At 62.5% G+C, this 21,170-nt stretch carries 17 protein-coding genes; 6 read left to right on the top strand and 11 right to left on the bottom strand.

The annotated features are described in order from the left end of the window. Positions 1-20 precede the first annotated feature (20 nt). The 3 genes from GH665_RS13875 to GH665_RS13885 form a co-directional block, all read right to left on the bottom strand. Positions 21-755, bottom strand: a complete 735-nt coding sequence (locus tag GH665_RS13875) for a DUF899 domain-containing protein (RefSeq protein WP_153136347.1) — start codon at positions 753-755, stop codon at positions 21-23. A gap of 123 nt (positions 756-878) precedes the next feature. Then, positions 879-1,469 (bottom strand): ArsR/SmtB family transcription factor, encoded by a 591-nt coding sequence (locus tag GH665_RS13880; protein WP_246216207.1) that lies wholly within the window; start codon positions 1,467-1,469, stop codon positions 879-881. A gap of 87 nt (positions 1,470-1,556) precedes the next feature. Then, on the bottom strand, positions 1,557-2,939 hold the full coding sequence (locus GH665_RS13885; RefSeq protein WP_153136348.1) for an NCS2 family permease: 1,383 nt from the start codon (positions 2,937-2,939) through the stop codon (positions 1,557-1,559). A 528-nt stretch (positions 2,940-3,467) separates the two neighbouring features. Here GH665_RS13885 and GH665_RS13890 point away from each other — a divergent pair. Continuing rightward, the gene (locus GH665_RS13890) at positions 3,468-4,424 is read left to right on the top strand and encodes a PRC-barrel domain-containing protein (RefSeq protein ID WP_153136349.1); all 957 of its coding nucleotides are present in this window, start codon (positions 3,468-3,470) and stop codon (positions 4,422-4,424) included. Beyond that, complete coding sequence (locus tag GH665_RS13895; RefSeq protein ID WP_153136350.1) at positions 4,421-5,674, top strand: MFS transporter; 1,254 nt, start codon at positions 4,421-4,423, stop codon at positions 5,672-5,674. The genes GH665_RS13890 and GH665_RS13895 overlap by 4 nt, the downstream gene beginning before the upstream one ends. A gap of 731 nt (positions 5,675-6,405) precedes the next feature. Here GH665_RS13895 and GH665_RS13900 read toward each other — a convergent pair. After that, positions 6,406-7,761: an MFS transporter gene (locus tag GH665_RS13900; RefSeq protein ID WP_153136351.1), complete on the bottom strand. Its 1,356-nt coding sequence runs from the start codon at positions 7,759-7,761 to the stop codon at positions 6,406-6,408. 67 nt (positions 7,762-7,828) lie between these two features. Continuing rightward, the gene (locus GH665_RS13905; RefSeq protein ID WP_035520684.1) at positions 7,829-9,001 is read right to left on the bottom strand and encodes a M20 aminoacylase family protein; all 1,173 of its coding nucleotides are present in this window, start codon (positions 8,999-9,001) and stop codon (positions 7,829-7,831) included. Positions 9,002-9,119: 118 nt separating this feature from the next. Between GH665_RS13905 and GH665_RS13910 the strand changes: the two genes are divergently transcribed. Beyond that, positions 9,120-10,070 carry a LysR family transcriptional regulator gene (locus GH665_RS13910; protein ID WP_153136352.1) on the top strand — a complete coding sequence of 317 codons (951 nt, stop codon included), beginning with the start codon at positions 9,120-9,122 and terminating at the stop codon, positions 10,068-10,070. Between the two features lie 137 nt (positions 10,071-10,207). Then, positions 10,208-11,584 (top strand): ATP-binding protein, encoded by a 1,377-nt coding sequence (locus tag GH665_RS13915; RefSeq protein WP_153136353.1) that lies wholly within the window; start codon positions 10,208-10,210, stop codon positions 11,582-11,584. Between the two features lie 11 nt (positions 11,585-11,595). Here the strand turns inward: GH665_RS13915 and GH665_RS13920 are convergent, their stop codons facing one another. Then, positions 11,596-12,054, bottom strand: a complete 459-nt coding sequence (locus GH665_RS13920) for a hypothetical protein (RefSeq protein WP_046565894.1) — start codon at positions 12,052-12,054, stop codon at positions 11,596-11,598. A 90-nt stretch (positions 12,055-12,144) separates the two neighbouring features. Further along, the gene (locus GH665_RS13925) at positions 12,145-13,593 is read right to left on the bottom strand and encodes an aldehyde dehydrogenase family protein (protein WP_153136354.1); all 1,449 of its coding nucleotides are present in this window, start codon (positions 13,591-13,593) and stop codon (positions 12,145-12,147) included. 224 nt (positions 13,594-13,817) lie between these two features. On the opposite strand from GH665_RS13925, the gene GH665_RS13930 reads away from it, so the two are divergent. After that, complete coding sequence (locus tag GH665_RS13930) at positions 13,818-14,189, top strand: cupin domain-containing protein (RefSeq protein WP_153136355.1); 372 nt, start codon at positions 13,818-13,820, stop codon at positions 14,187-14,189. A gap of 92 nt (positions 14,190-14,281) precedes the next feature. On the opposite strand, the gene GH665_RS13935 is transcribed toward GH665_RS13930, so the two are convergent. The 3 genes from GH665_RS13935 to GH665_RS13945 all read right to left on the bottom strand — a co-directional run bounded on the left by GH665_RS13935 (position 14,282) and on the right by GH665_RS13945 (position 18,610). Then, positions 14,282-15,673 (bottom strand): NAD(P)/FAD-dependent oxidoreductase, encoded by a 1,392-nt coding sequence (locus GH665_RS13935; RefSeq protein WP_153136356.1) that lies wholly within the window; start codon positions 15,671-15,673, stop codon positions 14,282-14,284. A gap of 67 nt (positions 15,674-15,740) precedes the next feature. Continuing rightward, the gene (locus tag GH665_RS13940) at positions 15,741-17,357 is read right to left on the bottom strand and encodes a purine-cytosine permease family protein (RefSeq protein WP_246216208.1); all 1,617 of its coding nucleotides are present in this window, start codon (positions 17,355-17,357) and stop codon (positions 15,741-15,743) included. 269 nt (positions 17,358-17,626) lie between these two features. Continuing rightward, a complete protein-coding gene (locus GH665_RS13945) occupies positions 17,627-18,610 on the bottom strand; it encodes a LysR family transcriptional regulator (protein ID WP_035520682.1) in 984 nt (327 codons plus the stop codon). A 155-nt stretch (positions 18,611-18,765) separates the two neighbouring features. On the opposite strand from GH665_RS13945, the gene GH665_RS13950 reads away from it, so the two are divergent. Next, positions 18,766-20,199, top strand: a complete 1,434-nt coding sequence (locus tag GH665_RS13950) for an NAD(P)/FAD-dependent oxidoreductase (protein ID WP_246216209.1) — start codon at positions 18,766-18,768, stop codon at positions 20,197-20,199. 67 nt (positions 20,200-20,266) lie between these two features. On the opposite strand, the gene GH665_RS13955 is transcribed toward GH665_RS13950, so the two are convergent. Beyond that, positions 20,267-21,160, bottom strand: coding sequence for a LysR family transcriptional regulator ArgP (locus tag GH665_RS13955; protein ID WP_153136357.1), 894 nt, complete (start codon positions 21,158-21,160; stop codon positions 20,267-20,269). Positions 21,161-21,170: the final 10 nt, after the last annotated feature.

Raw genomic sequence — 21,170 nt, forward strand, 5'->3', positions numbered from 1 at the left:
GCCGGCGCCGCTCACCCGCATCACGAGCCGCATGCGGCACAACCGCCCGCTTTCTCTTCGTAGCGGTCATGATGCTTGAGCCATTCGCCCATATTCTTCTTCTCGTTGCGGCCCTTCGGCGTGACGTCGAAATGCGCGTACGCACTGAGGAACTGCTCGCCGCCTCGTCCGTAGGTGGAATACGTGTGATAGACGTCGCCCGCCTCGTCTTTGTAGAACACACTGTGGCCGGGTAGCTCGTCGATGCCGACATCCTGTTCGGTGAAGTTGTAGAACGCCTTCTTGCTGGCAACTTCCTCCGGCGTGAACGACACGTGATAGTCGAAATTGAAATCGCTGTCATTCGACGAGACCCACGGAAACTTCCAGCCCATACGCTTCCTGAAGGCCTCGATCTTCGCGAGCGGCCCTCGCGAGACCGCCACGTACGATACGTCGTGATGTTCGAGATGCGTCAGGATGCCGTCCATGTGATCCGATACGAACGAGCAGCCGAAGCAGCCCTCCTCCCATTCCGGGCCGAACATGAAGTGATAGACGATCAACTGACTGCGGCCGCCGAACAGATCGGCGAGTGTCTTGCGGCCTTGCGGGGTATCGAACACGTAGGTCTTGTCGACTTTCACCCAAGGCAATGCGCGGCGTTTGCGGGCGAGTTCATCGCCGGCGCGCATGTACGCTTTCTCTTCGACCAATAGCGCCTTGCTGGCGGCCAGCCATTCTTCTCTCGTACCGATCCGGTGTTGCGGGTCCATTTGCGTCTCCTTGTCTGCGTCGTACAGGTTCAATAGAGCAAAATCAGCCGAAGTAGCGTTCCAGCTCATCGAGGCCATAGCGCCTGCCAAATCGATGTGCCCCACGGGTGGGCTGCCCCCGCGTCACGAATCGCGCCGCTTCCGTCCGGGCGCGGAAGGCTTGCGCTGGCGTGCCGTCGAGGCGCCGCCGGAGGGTGACGCCCGGCCTGGTGGACAGGGTGTTTCCTCTTCGACGAAAGCAGCCAGACGATCAAGCGATTCCGACCAGAAACGCTGATAGCGAGTGAGCCATTCCATGGCTTCCTCCATAGGCCCGGCGGACAAACGGCACGCTACCGTGCGGCCGGTTTTGCTGCGCGTGATGAGACCGGCCTCGGACAATACGTCGAGGTGTTTCATCACCGCGGGCAACGACATCGCAAAGGGCTCGGCGAGCTCGCTGACCGACAGATCGTTCAAATCGGACAGACGCGCGAGCAACGCACGCCGCGTCGGATCGGACAGCGCGGCGAAAGTGCGATCGAGTAACGCTTCATTAAACTTAACCATGAGGTTAAGTATAGAAACATGCGTAGGGATGTCAAGGACAGGTGCGTGCTTTTCCAAATAACGTGCGGAAAAGAGGAGCGAAGCGATGAAGCGGACGCCGCAAAAAAGATACGCGGCGCATCGCAGATAAAACCCTGCAACACGCCGCGTCAAGGTGGAGAACAACCGACTACACGTTCGAGCAAAGCGGCACGGAAAACCTGCTCTGCTCTCGCGCTACAGCAAAACCGCGTAAAGCGCAGTGCGGCAGAATCAGATCGCCCAGCCGCCGAGATAGAAACCGACCAGCACGGCAGCAATGACAACCGTGCCCACGTTCAGCTTGCGATACTCACCGCTCACCACGCGGCCGATCACCAGTGTCGCGAAGCCGAGCATGATGCCCGTCACGATGTTGGCGGTCAGCACGATGAATACGGCGCACATCAGGCCCGACATTGCATCGACCATGTCGTCCATGTGCAGCTTGCTCACGTTCGAGAGCATCAGCAGGCCCACGTACATCAGCGCGGGAGCCGTGGCATACGAAGGCACGAGACTGGCCAGCGGCGAGAAGAACATCACCACGAGGAACAGCAGGCCGACCACTGCGGCAGCCATCCCGGTCTTCGCGCCGGCAGCGACGCCGACCGTCGATTCGATGTAAGCAGCCGCCGGTGCACCGCCGAGCAGGCCCGAGAAAATCGAGCTCAGCGAATCCGCCGTCAGCGCCCGGCCGCCGTTGATGATGCGGCCGTTTTCGTCGAGCTGACCGGCTTGTCCGGCAACGGCGCGAATCGTGCCGGTTGCGTCGAACACGGCGGTCATCACCAGAGCCAGCACGCTAGGCAAGACGGCCATCGACAGTGCGCCCTTGATGTCCATCGCGCCAATCAGCGAAGCGTGGCCCGGCGCGCTCAGCGACGGCAGTGCGAACACGCCGTGGAACACCACCGTCGGATCGATCACGAGCGCGATCGCCGAGATCGCGACGATCACGATCAGGATCGAACCCGGCACGCGACGGCGCACCAGACCGAAGATCGCAGCCAGACCCGCCACCGACATGATCGCCGGCAAGGCCGTGATGTTGCCGAGCGCCACCGGCAGGCCGGCGCCCGGATTCTTGACGACCAGACCCACGTCATTTGCGGCGATCAGCAGCAGGAACAGGCCGATGCCGATCCCCGTGCCGTGCGCGATGCCGGTGGGCAGATTGCGCAGAATCCACGAACGCACGCCCGTCACCGAGATCGCGGTGAAGACGACGCCCATCAGGAACACCGCGCCGAGCGCGACGGTCGGATGCAGACCTTTGCCGAGCACGAGACCGAACGCAGTGAACGCGGTCAGCGAAATCGCGCAACCGATTGCGATCGGCAAACGTGCCCACACGCCCATCAGCAGCGAACCGAAGGCGGTGGTCAGGCACACGGCGACGAACACCGCGCTGGTATCGAAGCCCGCTTTGCCGAACATGCCCGGCACGACGAACACGGAGTAGACCATCGCGAGGAAGGTCGTGATGCCCGCGACGATTTCCGTACGCTGCGAACTGCCGCGTGACGAGATTTCGAAGTAGCGGTCGAGAAAGCCCTTTCCGTCGAATGATTCGGCGCCGACTTCAGAAATCGGTTGGGCGTGGGGTTCCATCATGATGAGTGCCTCCTTTATCAGCGTGCTGAAACGGCCCGTTTTCCGGCCGCCATCAGGTTCGTCTCGTTGCGTTGATCTAATGTGGTGTGGCAAGGTTTGAACGTCGGCTTGCGATGCGTCCGGACAACCCGCATGCTCCGTTCTTGTTTTGCTGTCCCGAAATGTAGGGCAACACAAATATGTCTCCCATCGCATGAATGGCATGCCCGACATGTCGCGATGCTTATATCGTTTAAGGGACGGCAAACCGTGAGGACGCTCCGCGCGTTTACACCTACGGTTTGTCATGAAGTTGTGAAAGGGTTTCGGGGTCCGGATTGCGGAAAACCGGCGATAAACCGGGGTTCATAACGCTCGATGGACGCGCAATACAGCGTGAACGGCGCTCGTCGGCACCTGTCAAAAAGCCTGCAAATCCGGGCCGCCCAAACGCCACGGGTTACACTCTGGCCCTTACCTGACTTAATTGCGTGACATAGAGCGGCGCTCCACAGCGCCCGTGCGCATTGGCCCATGGAGTCCTTCTTGATGAGCGGCGGTTTTTCGCGTCCTGCCTGGCGTCTTCCGATTCTTGCTGTGTTCGCGCTGTTCGCGCTGTCCGGTTGCAGCTTGCTGTGGGGCCCGCAGCAGGCGCCGATTGTCGACGCCACGGTCATGCCCGTCGAGCCCGCGAGCGCCCCTGTGGCGGCTTCGGCGCCGGAACCTGTCGAGACTGAGGCGACCGAACCCGAACAGCCGAAGAAGCCGAAGAAGCCGGTTGTCAAACCGCACAAGGTCGAACCTCCACCGCCGGTCGCCACGCCCGCGCCGCCGCCCCCTGCGCCCGCGCCCTTGATCGTGCTGCGCACGATCGAGCGTAGCGACGCACGCACTTTGCTCGATAGCGAAGTGCAGAAACCCGACGGCAAGGTGGTGGGCCGCGCGGTCGACATGATCGCAGATGCGAGCGGCAAGCCGCGCGAGATGGTGGTCAATCTGCAGGGCTTCCTGGGCGTCGGCGACCGCAAGGTCAATTTCCCCTGGAGTGCGTTCCGCTTTACGCCGACCGCGAAAACCGCGCCAATCACGCTCAACGCGGCGGCCGTGCCGGCTCCCGCGGCGAAATCCGCTGTGTTGCAATTACCGCTGATCGACGCCGATGTCGAGCGTTCGAACGGCGCCAAGGTCGGTCGCGTGATCGACGTGCTGATCGACGCCAACGCGCAACCCCAGGCGGTCGTGCTCGACGTCAACGGCATGGTCAGTACCGAGCGGCGCACGATTGCCGCCAACTGGTCCGCGCTGCGCTTTGTCACGAAAGACAAGGAGCTGCATCCGCTGATCGATTTGAGCGACGCGCAGATCAACGCGACGCCACCGTACGCCAGCGGCAAACCGGTTCGCGCGGTGTCGCCCGCGCCGCCTCCGGCGCCGGCACCCGCTGCTGCGGCCTCTGCTGCGCCGGCCAATGTCACTGCGAGTTCCAACGCAAGGGCGGCCCGATGATAGGTCGCACTTTGGTAACCACGCGCAGCCTGCGCGCACTCGACTGGCTGAATTTCTTCGTCGCCAACGTGCAGACGGGCTTTGGGCCGTTCATCGCGTCGTACCTCGCGTCGCATAAGTGGACCCAGGGCGAGATCGGCATGGCGCTGTCCGTCGGCACTATTAGTGCGATGGTGAGCCAGGTGCCGGGGGGCGCCGCAGTCGACGCGTTGCGCAACAAGAAGGGCGCGGCCGCATGGGCGATTGCCGCAATCATTCTCAGCGCGGTGCTGCTGGCCGCGAGCCCGACGGTATTGCCGGTGATTGCCGCCGAGGTATTCCACGGCTTTGCCAGTTGCATGTTGACGCCGGCATTGGCCGCGATCTCGTTCGCTCTGGTGGGGCGTGCGAATCTGGGCGACCGGCTGGGACGCAATGCGCGCTGGGCGTCGATCGGCAGCGCTGTCGCGGCCGGGCTGATGGGCATCTTCGGCGAATACTATTCGCCCCGCGCGGTGTTCTGGTTGACTGCGGCGCTTGCCGTGCCGGCGCTGTTTGCGCTGACGATGATTCAGCGCACCGATACGATCGAGCTGCCCAAAACCGGGCCGACGCCGGAGCAGATCGAGCGGCGCGAGAGTTTGCGCGAGTTGTTGCGTGACAAGCGGATGCTGCTGTTTGCGGCTTGCATCGTGCTGTTCCACTTGTCGAATGCAGCGATGTTGAATCTCGCCGCGGGCGAGGTGACGGCCGGCATGGGCGACAACGTGCAGCTCGTGATTGCCGCGTGCATTATCGTGCCGCAGGCGATTGTGGCAATGATGTCGCCATGGGTTGGGCGCTCTGCCGAGCGGTGGGGACGCAGGCCGATTCTGCTGCTGGGGTTTTCGGCGTTGCCGATACGGGCTTTGTTGTTTGCCGGGATCAGCAGCCCTTATTTGCTGGTGCCGGTGCAGATGCTGGACGGCCTGAGCGCGGCCGTGTTCGGTGTGATGCTGCCGTTGATTGCCGCCGATGTTGCCGGCGGCAAGGGGCGGTATAACCTGTGTATTGGGCTGTTTGGATTGGCTGCCGGGATTGGGGCGACGTTGAGTACGACGGCTGCGGGGTTTGTGGCGGATCATTTTGGTAATGCTGTAAGTTTCTTTGGGCTTGCCGCGGCGGGCGCGTTGGCTGTTTTGCTGGTGTGGGCGGCGATGCCGGAGACGCGGGAGGCAGCGGTGGCTGAGGGCGCCGCGCCTGTGGGGGATGGGAAGTCGGCTGCTCGATGAAGGGGGTTGCCTGCCCGGCAGGAAGGGGCCTTCGCGGCGCTTTTTTGTTGATCTGACTCTTTGGCTTTTTCTTGAGTTGTTAGCGGTCTGGTCTGGTGCTGGTCTTTTGGCCTTTCCTTGTTTTGTTAGTGGTCTATTAGCGTTCCCCCTGTGCGGGGGGGCACCTACTTTTCTTTGCCTGCCGCAAAGAAAAGTAGGCAAAAGAAAGCGGCTCAAACCGCTAATTCTTAAGCGGGTCCCCTGGCTTGGAGGGGGTAGTGGTGCATCTGGAATCTGTGTTCCCGCACACTCCGCGTTAGCGACAAAGCGCTCATCAGCTCCCACTCCGCACTACGTGCGTCGCGGACGGGTCTGCCAGGGAAACCTGGCCGGCGATTTGCATAACTGATGGTTTTTTGAACCGGGCATCGGCGCGCGCAGCGCCGCCGGAGGTATGACGCCCTTGTCACTAGCGCCGAATGTGCGAGGACACAGATTCCAGATGCACCACTACCGTGGCTGTGCAGGGGACCCACTTATGAGCTAGCGGTTTGAGCCGCTTTCTTTTGCCTACTTTTCTTTGCGGCAGGCAAAGAAAAGTAGGTGCCCCCCGCACAGGGGGAACGCTAATAGACCACTAACAAATCAAGGAAAGGCCAAAGAGTCAGATCAACAAAAAAGCGCCGCAACGCCCCCACCTGCCGGGCAGCCAAAAAACCAACCCAAAACCCTCAGCCCGCGCAGCCTCATCTTTAATCTATAGCCTTCCCCGCAGTCTCCCGCATAAACGGCAACGGCAACAACGACACCACTCCGCACCCGATCAAATACCACGCAGGAGCCAGATGGCTCCCCGTAATCTGAATCAGCCAGGTAGCAAAAAACTGCGCAAAACCACCAAAAATAGACACCCCTAAACAATAAACAATCGACATGCCAGTAGCGCGAATCGCACGCGGAAACAACTCGGGCAACATGACGATATTAGGCACCGCCGTAAAAGCCACAAACACCGCCAGCACCGCAACAACCGACAACAAAACCGGCACCGTCGGCGAAGCATTAATAATGAAAAAAGCCGGATACACAGCCACAATCAACAACACCCGCGAAATCCACAAAACACGCTTACGCCCCACGCGGTCGGATAACGCCCCCGCAAATGGCGAACAGATCACCGTGACGATCGCCGCAGTCCACGCAGCCCACAGCGCCGACGACATCGGCAACTTCAAAATCTGAATCGCATAGGTAGACAGATAAAACAGCACGATGTAGTTCGCCGCCGTGCCGCCAATCGTCGTCAACACACCCGTCGTAATCACGCGCGAATGCTCGCGGAACAGCTTGCGAACCGGCTGCGCATCAGGCGCCTCACCCACCGAACTCGTGCCGTCTTCCACACCCGGCAACGTTTCGTTCAGATGCCGCCGGATGTAAATACCAATCGGTCCCATCGCCATGCCGATCACAAAGGGCACCCGCCAGCCCCAGCTCTCCAGCGCGGCGGTGGACAGCGCCGCGGCCAGCGCTACACCCAGCAGCGAACCGCATACGGTATTCAATCCCTGACTCACGAATTGCCAGCTTCCGTAGAATCCGCGCGTCTTGTCGCTGCCATATTCAAGCAGCAACGAGGTCGATGCACCGATTTCGCCGCCCAGCGCAAACCCCTGAATCAGGCGCGCCAGGATCACCAGTAACGGCGCGGCAATGCCGATCATCGCGTATGTCGGCGCAAACGCGATGATCGCCGAGCCGAGCGTCATCAGCCACAGCGTGAGACTCATCGCGGCCTTGCGTCCGGCGCGATCGGCATACCCGCCGAGCACAATGCCGCCCACCGGCCGCATGATGAAGCCCACACCGAAAGTGCCGACCGCCAGCATCAGTTGCGCAAGCTGCCCCTCCACCGGGAAATACAGCTTGCCGATGATCGTCGCGAAGAAGCTGTAGATCGTGAAATCGAAAAATTCGAGGCCGTTGCCAAGCGTGATCGCAGCAATCGCTTTGGCGTGGCTCGCGCGTTTAACAGGCTGCGCGGCCGACGCGCCAGCGAGATTCAGCGCCTCAGTGCCTGCGGGTTGCGGTGTAGCGGAATAGTCCATCTGTGTCTCCATGTAGCACCTGCCGATGCGCGGCTCTGCGGCCGCTTTGGCAAATATCCAACCCGCCTCAGACGAGGAAGGTCTGCGCAAGCCGCACCCAGTAAGCCGCGCCCGTAGCGAGGCAAGCGTCGTTGAAGTCATAGCCCGGGTTGTGCACCATGCAGCCGCCCTCGCCGTCGCCATTGCCGATGATCAGGTAGCTGCCGGGGCAACGCTCCAGCAGGAACGCGAAATCCTCACTGCCGGTCAGCGGTTGCATCTCGGTGATCAACCCGTCTTCGCCGAGCCAGTCGAGCGCGACTTGCCGTGCAAGGCCGGTCATCTGTGCATCGTTGACGAGCACCGGATAACGGCGCTGATAGTCCACGTGCGCCCGCGCACCGAACACCGCCGCCTGCCCACAGGCGACTGCCGTGATGCGCTCCTGCAACAGGTCGCGAACCTCGGGCCGAAGCGCGCGCACGGACAGGCGCATCTCCGCGGTTTCAGGAATCACGTTCGGCGCTTCACCAGCGTGAATCGCCCCGACCGTGATGATCGCCATATCGAGCGGCGCAACGTTGCGCGACACGATCGACTGCAACGCCAGCACGATCTGCGCGCACACCACCACAGGATCGACAGCCTTATGCGGTACCGCGCCATGACCGCCGCGGCCGGTCACCGTGATGATCACCGTGTCCGACGAGGCCATGAACGAGCCCGGCAGGAAACCGAACTTGCCCGTAGGAAAGCCCGGCATGTTGTGCATCGCGAACACCGCGTCGCACGGAAACTTGTCGAACAGGCCGTCTTCGAGCATTTTTTTAGCGCCGGCCTGACCTTCTTCAGCAGGCTGGAAAATCAGGTTCAACGTGCCGTCGAAATTCTTTTCCTGCGCGAGGTGCTTGGCAGCCGCCAGCAGGATCGCCGTGTGGCCGTCGTGGCCACACGCGTGCATCTTGCCCGGCACCGTGCTCGCATAAGGCAGCCCGGTGGTTTCGTGGATCGGCAACGCGTCCATGTCGGCGCGCAGGCCGAGTCTGCGGGTACCGCTGCCAACTTTCAGTTGCCCGACAACGCCCGTTTGACCCAGCCCGCGATGCACGGTGTAGCCCCATTCCTGCAAGCGCTCCGCGACCAGATCGCCGGTGGCGAACTCTTCGTAAGCCAGTTCGGGCTGCGCGTGGATGCGGCGGCGCAGCGCGATCATTTCGTCTTCGAGTTCGGCGATGCCCGCCGGAATAGCCATGGTGTTCACGATGTCGTCTCCGTCTATGAAAGCGTGCACCAAGCATAACGACGCCGATTTACTGGCGGCAGGCGTAAAATCGTTACAGCGGCAACCAGTAGTTGCCACCCTTCTACGGGTTTTCCAGATGAAACTCCATCAGCTCAGCACCTTGGCGGCCATCGCGGATACCGGCAGTATCCGGGCCGCTGCGCGTTCACTCGATCTGTCGCCCGCCGCCGTGACCAAGGCCATGCGCGAACTGGAAGCCGACCTGCAGGCGCCCTTGCTGTTGCGCGGCGCGAGCGGCGTCGCATTTACGGAATTCGGCCGCGCGCTGGTTGTGCATGCCCGGCTGGTGCTCGGTCAGTTGCAACGCGCGGAAGCGGAGATTGAAGCGCTGCGCGGCGCGGCGGCCGGCAAACTGTCGATCGGTGTGACGCCATGGGTGGCGTTGACGTTTCTGCCGCATGCGGTGCAGCGGTTCCGGCGGCTCATGCCGGAAGTCCAGCTGGAATTTTTCGAGGGGCTGCTGGGCGTCGTGCAACCGCGCCTGCGCGACGGCAGCCTCGATTTCTCGATCGGCCGTCCGCCGCCCGCATCGCCGCAATCGGAATTTCACAACGTCCCGCTGTTCTCAACGCATTCGGCGGTGTGCGCGCGCCGCGATCATCCGAAGGCAGGTTGCCGCACGCTGCTCGAACTGGAAGACGCCGAATGGGTACTGAACTGGGACCCGGCAAGCCGCGAATCGATCTCGGACAATCTGTTTCGCAAGCGCGGCATGAAGGTGCCGCACACGATCCATCTCGCGCATTCGCTCTCGGTCGTGCTCGGCCTGCTCGCACGAACGGACATGGTCAGCATCTTCCCGTGGCCGCTCGTCGAGGTGCTCATCGCGAAGGAAAATCTGTGGGCGCTGCCCTTGCGCGAAACCGTGGATGAAACCATCGTCAGCATCACGTCGCGGCGTGGGGCGCCGACCAGTCCGGCAGCGGCCTGTTTTCTCGACTGTTTGCGCGAAGTCATCGACGAAGGCGCCCGCTCGCAAGACCCCGAGATGCGCCGGCTGTTTCATTCGATCGAGTTGCTGCTGTAGGGGCGCGATCGGATGGCTTAGGCGAACGACCTGGTTGGTCATGGCACGGGCACGCGGCGCTGTAAGCCGAATCGCAGGCACGCCCGCTATGCTTCGAATGCGCGGCGGCACGTCGCCTGCCGCTATCCCGACCGACCGTGACCCAGAACGCCCACCACGAAGCTGTCCGCCAAGCACCGTCTCCGGGCGCGTCAGCCGGGCACGTTGGCGAAAGCGCCCCGCTCGATCCAGCCCGCCACCGAGCCCTCGCCGAAATCCGGCGCGGCGACGGCGACGAACTGGGCGCACTCGCGCATCTGATCGCCGCCCACACGCTGGACGCCTACGCCGGCTCGGCACCCGACGCCAGCGCCGCGAATCTCTGCGACGTGGCAACCGGATACTTCATGAAGGGCGATCACGCGATCGCGGAATACTGGTACCGCCTCGTTCTGACACTCGATCCGCAACTCGCCACTGCCTGCCAGAATCTGGCTGCCGTCCTTGCAAACGCTGGACAGGTGGATGAAGCCGCCGGGTACCGGGAACGTGCCTACCGGATCCAGCGCGTCTTTGTCGAAGGAAGCGGTACGGAACAGCGTCGCGTGCTGCTCCTCTGCGCGGCGCGCACGGGCGGCAATGTGCCATTCGATGCCTTGCTGTCTGGCGCGGACTGGTGCCGCATCAAGTACGCGATCGACTACGCCGCCGACGAAGAAGACGATCTCTTGCCGGCCTACGATCTCGTGTTCAACGCGATTGGCGATGCGGATATCGCCGCCCCGCTCTCCGGCCGGCTCGCGCGCTTCGTCTCGCGCTGCGCGCGGCCCATGCTCAATCCACCCGCGCTTGTCGCTCGAACTCAACGGCACCTGAGCGCGAGCCTGCTCAACGGCTTGCCGGATGTACAGGTGGCGCCGTGTGTGCAGAGCGATGCCGCCCCAACCTCAAGCGCCGCGCTTGGCGCGCTGCTGGCGGCGGGTGGCCTCGGGTATCCGGTTCTGGCGCGCCCCGCCGCTACGCATGGTGGCGACGGACTGGTGCTATGCGAGAACCCCGCGGCGCTCGAAGCATGGTGCTCGACACAAGCCGGGGTTTCCTATCTGACGGCGTTTCGCGACTATCGCAGCACCGACGGCTTCTACCGCAAATACCGGATCATTTTTGTCGATCGCGAGCCGTTTCCCTACCATCTGGCGATTTCATCGCACTGGATGGTCCACTACTACTCCGCCGACATGGAACAGCATGCGTGGAAGCTGGAGGAAGAGCGGCGGTTCCTGGGCAATCCGCATGCCGCGCTCGGCGAGCGTGCGATGCATGCCATCGCGGCAATCGGCAGGCAGCTCGATCTCGACTACGGCGGGATCGACTTCACCTTGCTGCCGGGCGGACAGGTGCTGGTCTTCGAAGCGAACGCGACCATGCTGGCGCACTTCGAGCGCGAGAGCGGCGTGCTCGCGCACAAGAATCCCTACGTGCAACGCATCGTCGACGCGTTCGAACGGATGATGACGCGCCGCACGCCGGTCTGAAGATTGGTCCGTTACTGACTGGACAAATGCTGGCGCAGATACGGCACAAAGCCGTTCTGCGTCGGACCTATCTGCTTCACGCAGTCGTCGTAATCGGAGCCCATCGCGCGATCCGGACCATACATGTCACGGCACTGCGCATACAGCGTGATAGTCGCTCCGCTGCCCTTCGCCACTCGCGTAGCCGAATAGACTGCCTTGCCCGAGCGGCCCGGCACGTCGGTCTCGATCGCCACCGCGTCCGCGCGGACGATCGAGGTATAAGAGTGCTTCGCCACGTAGTCTTTCGTGAGCGACCAGGCCTTGTCGCACTGCGCCTGATCCGCGCACGCAATGGCAGCGTTACGCTGCGCGGCATCGAGCAGGTTCTCGGAGCGGGTGAAGTCGCGCTCCTGCGCCTGCTCTTTCTCGGCGGACATACAGCCACTCAGGGCGAGCGCGGCAAGCGCAATAGCGATAGTTGTTTTCACAGGTTGAAGATCCGATGGCGAATTCCGGTGAGGATTATAGACGCCCTCAAGCGGCGCTTACAGGTTCGGAACCGCCATCGGCACGCGGCCTCAACTCGCGTAGCCGACCACGCCCTTGATCTCCAGGAAGTCCTCGAGACCGAACTCGCCATACTCGCGGCCGTTGCCCGATTGCTTGAAGCCGCCGAACGGCGCATCGGGACTGTAGTCCGCGTAGTTCAGATAGATCGTGCCGGTACGCAGGCGCTTCGCCACCGCATACGCATGTTCGATCGACGCGGATTGCACATAGCCTGCGAGACCGTAGAGACTGTCGTTGGCCATCGCGACCGCTTCGTCTTCGGAGTCGTAGCCGAGGATCGACAGCACCGGCCCGAAAATCTCCTCGCGCGCGATCGTCATGTTCGGCGTGACATCGCCGAATACCGTCGGGCGTACGAAGTAGCCGTCTTTCAGGCCTTCAGGGCGCCCGAGGCCGCCGGCCACCAACGTTGCGCCTTCTTCGATGCCCACGCCGATCAGCCGCTGGATCTTGTCGAACTGCTGCTCACTGATGACAGGTCCAAGATCCACACCCTTCGCATCCGCAGCGCCGACGACCAGTGCGTCAGCCGCTTCCTTCGCGTAGGTGAGCGCCTCGGCGAGGCGAGCGCGCGGCACGAACATGCGGGTAGGCGCGTCGCACGACTGGCCGCTGTTGTCGAAACAGGCACGGGCGCCGCGCATCACCGCGTGTTTCAGATCGGCATCTTCAAGAATCAGGTTGGCCGATTTGCCGCCCAGTTCCTGATGCACGCGCTTGACCGTATCCGCCGCGGCCTTCGCGACCAGCACGCCCGCCCGTGTGGAACCGGTGAACGACATCATGTCGATATCCGGATGACGCGACATCGCCTCGCCCACCGTCGCGCCCTCGCCGTTCACGAGGTTGAACACGCCGGCCGGCACGCCCGCTTCGTCGAGAATCTCGGCGAAGATGATGCCGGACAGCGGCGCCAGTTCCGAGGGCTTGAGCACCATCGCGCAGCCGGCCGCGAGCGCGGGCACCACCTTGGTGGCGATCTGCAGCGCCGGCCAGTTCCACGGCGTAATCAGCCCGCACACGCCGACCGCTTCCTTGCGGATCAGAATGCTGCTCTTCACGTACTCGAATTCGAACGTGTCGAGCGTGCGGATCATTGTCTCCAGATGCGCGACGCCGGTCCATGCCTGCGCGTCGTTCGCATACTGCAGCGGTGCCCCCATCTCGCGGCTGATCGCATGCACCATGTCGTCGTAGCGCTTGCGGTAGACGTCGAGGATCGCCTGCAGCAGATCGATTCGCTGCGCGATCGTCGTCTCGCTATAAGCCGGAAAAGCACGCTTCGCAGCGGCCACCGCACGGTCGACATCCGCCGTGCTGCCGAGCGAAATCTGCGCGAACGGCGTGGCCGTGGACGGATCGATCACGTCGAGCGTGGGCGCGCCGGCCGCGTTTAACGGGTCGACCCATTGGCCGTCGATATAAAACTGCCGGGCATGTTGGAATTGCGATTGCATGGCTTAGTCCTTTACATGGATTGTGTTAGGTCAGATCGTGGGCCGCGGATCGCGCCCATGCGGTATCGAAGGCTTTACATCGACGCCGCTCAATCTGAATGTCTTCAAATCGAAATTCATCGCTACGCAGCTTTGGCTCAGACTCCGGTTCTGCTTCGATTTCTTCATCGAATTCCCTGTTATCGACTTCCTTGCCTCTGAATCACATCAACCAGGAGAGACACATGAGCACCATCACTTTCACCCGCATCGACGCTAAAGGCCCCGGCGCTTCCGGCCTGAACCCAGCCCTGCACGATCCCGCCGACGTCATTCTGGAAGGCGCCAGGGCGCCGCACGCCCTCAACGCCTTCTCCGACGCGACCAACATGTTGTCCGCCGGCGTATGGCAATGCGATGCGGGCACGCTTAAGCTGGCCGACCTGCCGATCCACGAAGTCTGCGTGCTGATCGAAGGCGAAGTCGTGATCACCAGCGACGACGGCCGCAGCGAACGCTATGCCGCCGGCGACGCCTTCATCCTGCACAAGGGCTTCTCGGGCACGTGGCATATGCCGGTGGCGACCAAGAAGTACAGCATCGTGTACTGCGGTTGATTCATACTGCTTCACACCGTTGCTGCAACAGGAACCGCACCCGTTAAGGTGCGGTTTTTTTATTCCGGCGGCAATGAATAAAAACGCCGCCGCTACATCGGAAAACCCAGCGCCTTGATCGAATTGATCCACAGACGCCGCCAGCCGCCTCGATCGTCGGCGCCGTCGAAGGCGTTGAAGGTGATCTTCGCGGCGATCCAGCGCAGCGGTTCAGGCGGAATGTACGACGGCCCTTTGCGCGAAATATCCAGCGACGTGATCACGGTATCGCGATTCCACAGCATATCGAGGCCCATCTTCGCACCGAATCGGCTGCCCGCCACGCCGAAGCCCGTGTAGCCCGCGACGAACACGCTCTTGCCGCCGTGATAGCGGCGCGCGAACACGGCGCCCCGCGAGCAGTAGTCGATCGGGCCGCCCCATGCGTGGGTAAAGCGCACGTCGTGCAATTGCGGGAAGGTGCGATAGAACGCCTCGGCGAGCTTGTAGTAGGTGCTTTCGTCACGATCCGCGGCCGGATTCGGATCGCCGCCGAAGTGATAGCTCACGCGGCCGCCGAAGATGATCCGGTTGTCTTTGGTGAGTCGGAAATAATTGAGTTGCGTACGCGTGTCGTAAATGCCCTGGCGATTGTTCCAGCCAATCCGCGCCATCTGCTCGTCGCTCAGCGGCGCGGTCGCGATGATGTGATCGCGCACCTGCATCACGCGGCGCTTGATGTCGGTCACGCCCACGTCCGCCGTGCCGGTGCCGAGCAGCACACGCGGAGTTTCGATGCGCCCCGCCTGGGTATGCACGATCATCGTCGCGCCGAGATCCTCCAGACGCGTGATCGGCGAGTGTTCATGCAAACGCACGCCGAGCTTCAACGCAGCCGCTTTCAAACCCCACGCGAGCTTGGCCGGATGAATCGTGCCGCTGCGATTACGTGACCACATCGCGCCCGCGAACAGCGGCGAATCGAGTTGTTCTCTGGCGCCGTTGCTGTCGAGCAGCACCACGTCGTGCCCGTGCGACACGTGCAACTCGTAATCGCCCTTCAGATGATCGAGGTGGCCCGGGTCGACCGCGACCGTCATCTCGCCATTCCATTCGACGTCCGCTTCAATACCGTAACGCGTCAACGACTCCTTGAAACCGTCGAGATTCTCCTGACCCAGCTTTTCCAGCACGTCGAGGTCTTGCGGAAACACCCGGGTCGCATTCGGCAGACCATGCATCACCGACGTGGAGATGATCCCGCCCGGACGGCCCGACGCACCGTAGGCCACTTTCCCCGCTTCGACCAGCACGACGTCGAGCGACGGGTCCGCTTCTTTCGCCTGAATCGCCGCCCATAACCCGGTAAAACCACCACCGACCACCACCAGATCCGCGGACGTCGGACCGATCAATTCCCGTTCGACAGCCGGCGCGCGCGGATTGTCCAACCAGAACGGAAACAGCTTTACCCCTTCAAACGCGCGCTTTACTGACTCGCTCATCTTGTTTGCCTACTCAACTTGAATACCATTGCATTTACCGCGTAACTGTCGTTTCGGTGCGGGCGATTCAACCCGCGTCCTGCATGTCCAGTGCTTCCTCGCGTTCGCGTCGCACGGTGCGCGGATCCGCTTGATCCTTCATTTGCGGCGTGATTTGTGCCCCACCCGCCTTAAGCTTAGTCGCCGGCACCACCGGATGCACAGTCACATTGCGTTGCGAACCGCTACGCAACCAGCGGCGGCCAAGCGGCCCGTACACGCCGTCCGGTTCAGGAAAGCACTGCAGCAAGGCGATATACAGCGCGCAGGCAAGCGTCAGCGAAACCGGCATGCTGATGTCGAGACCATCGGCGAGTTGTCCGAGCGGACCCACGAACTGATCCGGCAGATTGACGAAACACAGGCCGATCACGGCGCTCGGAATCCACGCGCCCATCGCGCGCCAGTTCCAGCCGTGCGTGAACCAGTAGTGACCGCCACGGCCACCGCGGTTGAACACCTGCAGGTCGTCGGACAGATAGAAGCCGCGCCGCGTCACGAAGCCGATGATCATGATCACCATCCACGGGCAACTGCAGACGTTGATCAGCACCGAGAACGTCGACACGCTTTCGACCAGATTGAACGCGAAGCGGCCAAGAAAAATAAAGCCGATGGCGAGGCTGCCGATCAGCAGCGTGGCGCGCACGCGGTTCAGAAACTTCGGGAACATGCTCGACATATCGAGCCCGGTGCCGTACAGCGCGGTGGTGCCCGTCGACATCCCGCCGATGATCGCAATCAGGCACACCGGCAGAAAGAACCAGTTCGGCGAGATGGCCAGCAGACCGCCCACGTAGTTATTCGACGCGATGAATTCCGGCGCCTTGCCGGCGATGATCGTCGCCGTGGCGAGCCCGAAAAAGAACGGCACGAAGGTGGCCAGTTGCGCGAGCATCACCGCGAGAATCGTGCGTTTCTTCGGCGTGTTCTCGGGAATATAGCGAGCCCAGTCGCCGAGCGTGCAGGCAAACGAGACCGGATTGCTCATCGCGACCAGCACGGCGCTCACGAAGGCCGGCCAGAAACCCACCGAACCGAGCGCAACCTTGCCGGCGTACGCGCTATCGAACGGCCCGGCAAATGCCACGATGCCGACCACGAACAGCAGGCTCGCCGCCCACACGGCGATCTTGTTGACCCACAGCATGAAGCGGAAACCGTACACGCAGACGGTCAGCACCAGCACCGCAAACAGACCGTACGCGAAGCTCAGCGTCATCCAGTTGACCGGCAGGCCGAGCAGATGATTCGCGCCGCCCACCAGCGCGTCGCCCGAACTCCACACGGCCAGCGAGAAGAAAGCGACCGCGGTCAGCACCGCCAGAAAGGAGCCGACGATCCGGCCATGAATACCGAAATGCGCGCCGGAAGAAACCGGATCGCTCGTGCCATTGCGCGGACCGAACAACCCCATCGGCGCGAGAATGCATGAACCGATCAGCACGCCGAGCACGATCGAATAAACGCCCGCCTTGAACGACAAACCAAGCAGCACCGGAAAGCTGCCGAGCACCGACGTGGAAAAAGTATTGCACCCGCCGAACAGCAAGCGGAACAGATCGATCGGCCGCGCGTAGCGCGAGCGGTCGGGAATGCGCTCAAAACCGAATGTTTCGACTTGGGTGATGCTGTTGCTGCTCATTGTCTCCAACTCCTGTAACGGCCAGGTCTCAATCACGATGGCTCGCCACGGGGGATGTGGTGTCCACTTTTTTCAGATGTCTGGACGTCACTGTAAAGACAATCGGCGTGGGCAAAAATATCGGCCGCCCAACCTTTACTTCGATCTCGGGCGATGTAACCCGAAACCCCTGTCAAATAAGGCGCTGCGCGCTAACGAAGGGCCGCGTGAGGACATCCTTCAGGCCTGATAGAGCGCAAACGTCGAAGCAAATCGTGAGAATCCGCGCCTCAGACCGGATCTGCCGCGCGCCCCGCTTCACGCCCCTGACGGCGCCGCTTCGCTGCGGCGACGGTGGGCAGCGGCACCGGTACCGCGCCGGACATGCCGTGCTCGAGCAGAAAATCGCGGAACAGTCCGGCGACGTGCGGCAGGCGTTTATCCGACACATGCATCACATACCAGTCGCGTTCGATCGGATTGGCAGGCAAAGGCAGCAAGGCCAGCAAACCGGCCTGAAATTCCAGCGAACACGCGTGCAGCGACAGAAACGCAATGCCCAGGCCCGCTTCGACCAGTTGCTTGATCGCCTCGTTGCTCGAGAGTTCGGAGCCGATATGCAGCTTGTGCCCGGCGAGCCGAAACAGGTTCTCGACGGTCGAGCGCGTACCCGAACCCCGCTCGCGCACAAACAGATTCGCGGTTTGCAGATCGTCCAGCGACAGGCGTTTTTTCTTCATCAACGCATGTCCGGGCGAGGCGACAAACGCCATGGGATGCTTCGCGAAAGCCGTCGCCACCGTGCGCAATTCACGCGGCGCGCTGCCCATCACAGCAAGATCGATCTCGTGCGTGGCGAGCATGCGGATGATATCGGCGCGATTGCCCACCTTGAACTGCACCTTCACCTGTGGGCGCAATTCAGTGAAGCGCACCAGAAACGGCGGGATCAGGTATTCGGCGGTGGTGATCGCGCCGATACGCAGCGTGCCGCCCTGCTCGCCGTGCAACGCGGCAAGATCGTCCGCCGCGCCGTTCCACAGATCGAGAATTTCCAGCGCATAGCGCGCGAGGATTTCGCCCGCCGCGGTCAACTGCACGCCACGGCCCACCCGCTGCAACAGCGGCGCCCCGGCCGCCTCTTCGAGCAGACGCACCTGCAGCGACACCGCCGGTTGCGTGAGCTTCAGTTCCTCGGCCGCACGCGACACGCTGCCGAGCTTCGCGACCGTATGCAAGGCTTTCAATTGACGGAACGTAGCGGCTTTTAACATAAGTGAAAACCTATATGTTCTGTATAAACATTAAATTGTGCTGCGGTTTCCGCCGATTCTATACTGACCCCGACAGATCAGACCGATGAATTCCGGGTATAGCCCGCCAGCACTTTCATCGGCTGTGCATAGATAACTTCAGGAGGATCAGGATCATGGCCGGAATCGATCAGCGAACAACCTCTGACGCGCAATGTACACAGCCCACTAGACAGCCCATTACGCAACCCATTCAGCACGCGCAGGAAGCGCCGCACGCAACGCCGGCAGCGGCGCATCGCGTCGTGATCGTCGGCGGCGGAGTGGGCGGTCTTGGGCTTGCCACGCGGTTGTCGGAGACCCTCGGGCGCGCCGGTCTCGCTCAGGTCGTGCTGGTGGATCGCTGGCCAACGCATTTCTGGAAGCCCTTGCTGCATGAAGCCGCGTCGGGCCAGATCGATCCGGCTACGCATCAACTGCAATATGCTGTGCAGGCGCAGCGGCACGGCTTCGAGTTCGAACAGGGCGAACTCGCCGCGCTCGATCGGGCCAACCGGCACATCACGCTCAATGCGCTGCACGACGCCGACGGCCGCGAAATCCTGCCCTCACGGCAGTTGGCATTCGATACGCTGGTGCTGGCGATGGGCAGCGTCACGCAATATTTCGGCGTGCCCGGCGCGGCTGAACACGCGTTGCCGCTCGAATCGGTCGCTCATGCTGAAGCGTTTCGCCGCAAGCTGCTCGACGCCTGCCTGCGTGCGAACCACGCGCGCCGCGCGCGGACCGCTCAGGCGGACACGCCGGTGTCGATCAACATCATCGGCGCCGGCGCAACCGGCGTTGAACTCGCCGCCGCGGTACGCGATACGGTGCGTCTGTTGAACCGCTATAGCCCGTTTTCGCTCGACCCGGTGCGCGATTTCCGTATTCGTCTGATCGAAAGCAGCGAGCGCGTGTTACCCGCGCTGTCTGAAACGATTTCAACGCGTGCGCAAACAATGCTCGGCACGCTTGGAGTGGACGTGTTGACCTCCACGCGCGTCACCGAAGTGCGTGCCGATGCCGTGCTGACGGATCAAGGCGCACCGCTCGCCAGCGACATCGCAATCTGGACCGCCGGCATTGCAGGGCCGCCGGTGTTGCGCACGCTGGATGGCATCGCGGTGAATCGTAACGCCCAGGTGCAGGTGAACCGTACGCTGCAATGCACGAACGACGCGAACATCTTCGGACTCGGCGACTGTGCGGCCTGCCCTTCTTCAGGCACCGCGGATGCGTTTCTGGCGCCGCGCGCTCAGGTCGCGCACCAGCAGGCGCTGTTTCTGGCACGCACGCTGAAGTGCAGAATCGCGGGCGAGCCCTTACCGGAGTTCGTCTATCGCGACGCCGGCACCCTGGTCGGTTTCGGCCGCGAAGGCACGATCGGCAGCCTGAGCAACAGCTTGCTGACGCAGCCGGTGTTCGTCGACGGCTGGCTGGCGACGGTCGTCTACAAGCTGATCTATCGCCGCCACGTGATGACCTTGACCGGCTTCGCACGCATGGCGCTCGATTCGGCAAGCCACTGGTTGCGCCGCCGCGTGCATCCGGTGATCCGCTTGCATTGAAGGCGGACGCATTTCGGCCAGCGTGGGCGGCGTCTTTCGGAAAACGCCGCCCGCGTGGCGCTCAATCTCAATCGAGAAACTCGGTCGCCCGCTTGCGCAGCACCGCGCTGAAATCGTCGAGCCAGCCGATCGACAGGCGCCAGCTCTGCCAGTAGAGATCGACGTCGATATGCTTGCCGGGCGCCATGTCCACCAGTTCGCCGCTGGCCAGATGCGGCGCGATCATGCGCTCCGGGCACATGCCCCAGCCGAGCCCCGTCACGCAAGCCCGCAGAAAACCGGCAACGTGCGGAATCCAGTGCAAAGGCGGGTCCAGATCCGCCCGCGTGATGCGGCGCATGAAGCGCTTCTGCAACTGATCCTTCGGATTGAAATCGACACACGGCGCGCGCCGCAGCGACTCGCGCGTGACGCCATCGGCAAAATGGCGCGCGCGAAACGCCGGCGTGCAGACCGCCAGATAGCGCATCCGTCCGAGGCGGGTCGAGCGGCAGCCCTGCACCGGTTCGGCCTGCGTGGTGACCGCGCCTTGCACGCTGCCATCGCGGATTCGTTGCGCGGTGTGGTCCTGATCGTCGACCACCAGATCGAGCAGCATCTCCCGTTCGACGCAAAATTGCGCCACCGCGTCGATAAACCAGGTGCCCACACTGTCGTCGTTGACTGCCACCCTTAATGCCGGCCATGGTTCGACCAGCGCGCCGGGCAGCGCCGGCAGCCGGCCGGTGAGTTCCGCTTCCAGCAACAGCACGCGTTCGGTATGGCGGCACAGCAGCGCCCCCGAGGTGGTGGCAACGCACGGCTGGCCGCGCTTCACCAGCACGCTCCCCACCCGCTCCTCCAGCAGTTTGACCCGCTGGGAGACAGCTGACGGCGTCACATTCAGTTCGCTGGCGGCACGGTCGAACGAACCGTGCCGCACCACGGCGGCCAGGGCATCGAGCAACGCATAGTCGAGCATTAGCGTTCCT

The organism is Paraburkholderia agricolaris (assembly GCF_009455635.1).
In the GTDB taxonomy this organism is placed as follows: Bacteria; Pseudomonadota; Gammaproteobacteria; order Burkholderiales; family Burkholderiaceae; genus Paraburkholderia; species Paraburkholderia agricolaris.

Excerpts from the sequence above, each read along its gene's own strand:
- GH665_RS13875 (WP_153136347.1), bottom strand. The coding sequence starts at position 755 with ATGGACCCGCAACACCGGATCGGTACGAGAGAAGAATGGCTGGCCGCC.
- GH665_RS13885 (WP_153136348.1), bottom strand. The coding sequence starts at position 2,939 with ATGATGGAACCCCACGCCCAACCGATTTCTGAAGTCGGCGCCGAATCA.
- GH665_RS13890 (WP_153136349.1), top strand. The coding sequence starts at position 3,468 with ATGAGCGGCGGTTTTTCGCGTCCTGCCTGGCGTCTTCCGATTCTTGCT.
- GH665_RS13895 (WP_153136350.1), top strand. The coding sequence starts at position 4,421 with ATGATAGGTCGCACTTTGGTAACCACGCGCAGCCTGCGCGCACTCGAC.
- GH665_RS13900 (WP_153136351.1), bottom strand. The coding sequence starts at position 7,761 with ATGGACTATTCCGCTACACCGCAACCCGCAGGCACTGAGGCGCTGAAT.
- GH665_RS13910 (WP_153136352.1), top strand. The coding sequence starts at position 9,120 with ATGAAACTCCATCAGCTCAGCACCTTGGCGGCCATCGCGGATACCGGC.
- GH665_RS13925 (WP_153136354.1), bottom strand. The coding sequence starts at position 13,593 with ATGCAATCGCAATTCCAACATGCCCGGCAGTTTTATATCGACGGCCAA.
- GH665_RS13930 (WP_153136355.1), top strand. The coding sequence starts at position 13,818 with ATGAGCACCATCACTTTCACCCGCATCGACGCTAAAGGCCCCGGCGCT.
- GH665_RS13935 (WP_153136356.1), bottom strand. The coding sequence starts at position 15,673 with ATGAGCGAGTCAGTAAAGCGCGCGTTTGAAGGGGTAAAGCTGTTTCCG.
- GH665_RS13940 (WP_246216208.1), bottom strand. The coding sequence starts at position 17,357 with ATGAGCAGCAACAGCATCACCCAAGTCGAAACATTCGGTTTTGAGCGC.
- GH665_RS13945 (WP_035520682.1), bottom strand. The coding sequence starts at position 18,610 with ATGTTAAAAGCCGCTACGTTCCGTCAATTGAAAGCCTTGCATACGGTC.
- GH665_RS13950 (WP_246216209.1), top strand. The coding sequence starts at position 18,766 with ATGGCCGGAATCGATCAGCGAACAACCTCTGACGCGCAATGTACACAG.
- GH665_RS13955 (WP_153136357.1), bottom strand. The coding sequence starts at position 21,160 with ATGCTCGACTATGCGTTGCTCGATGCCCTGGCCGCCGTGGTGCGGCAC.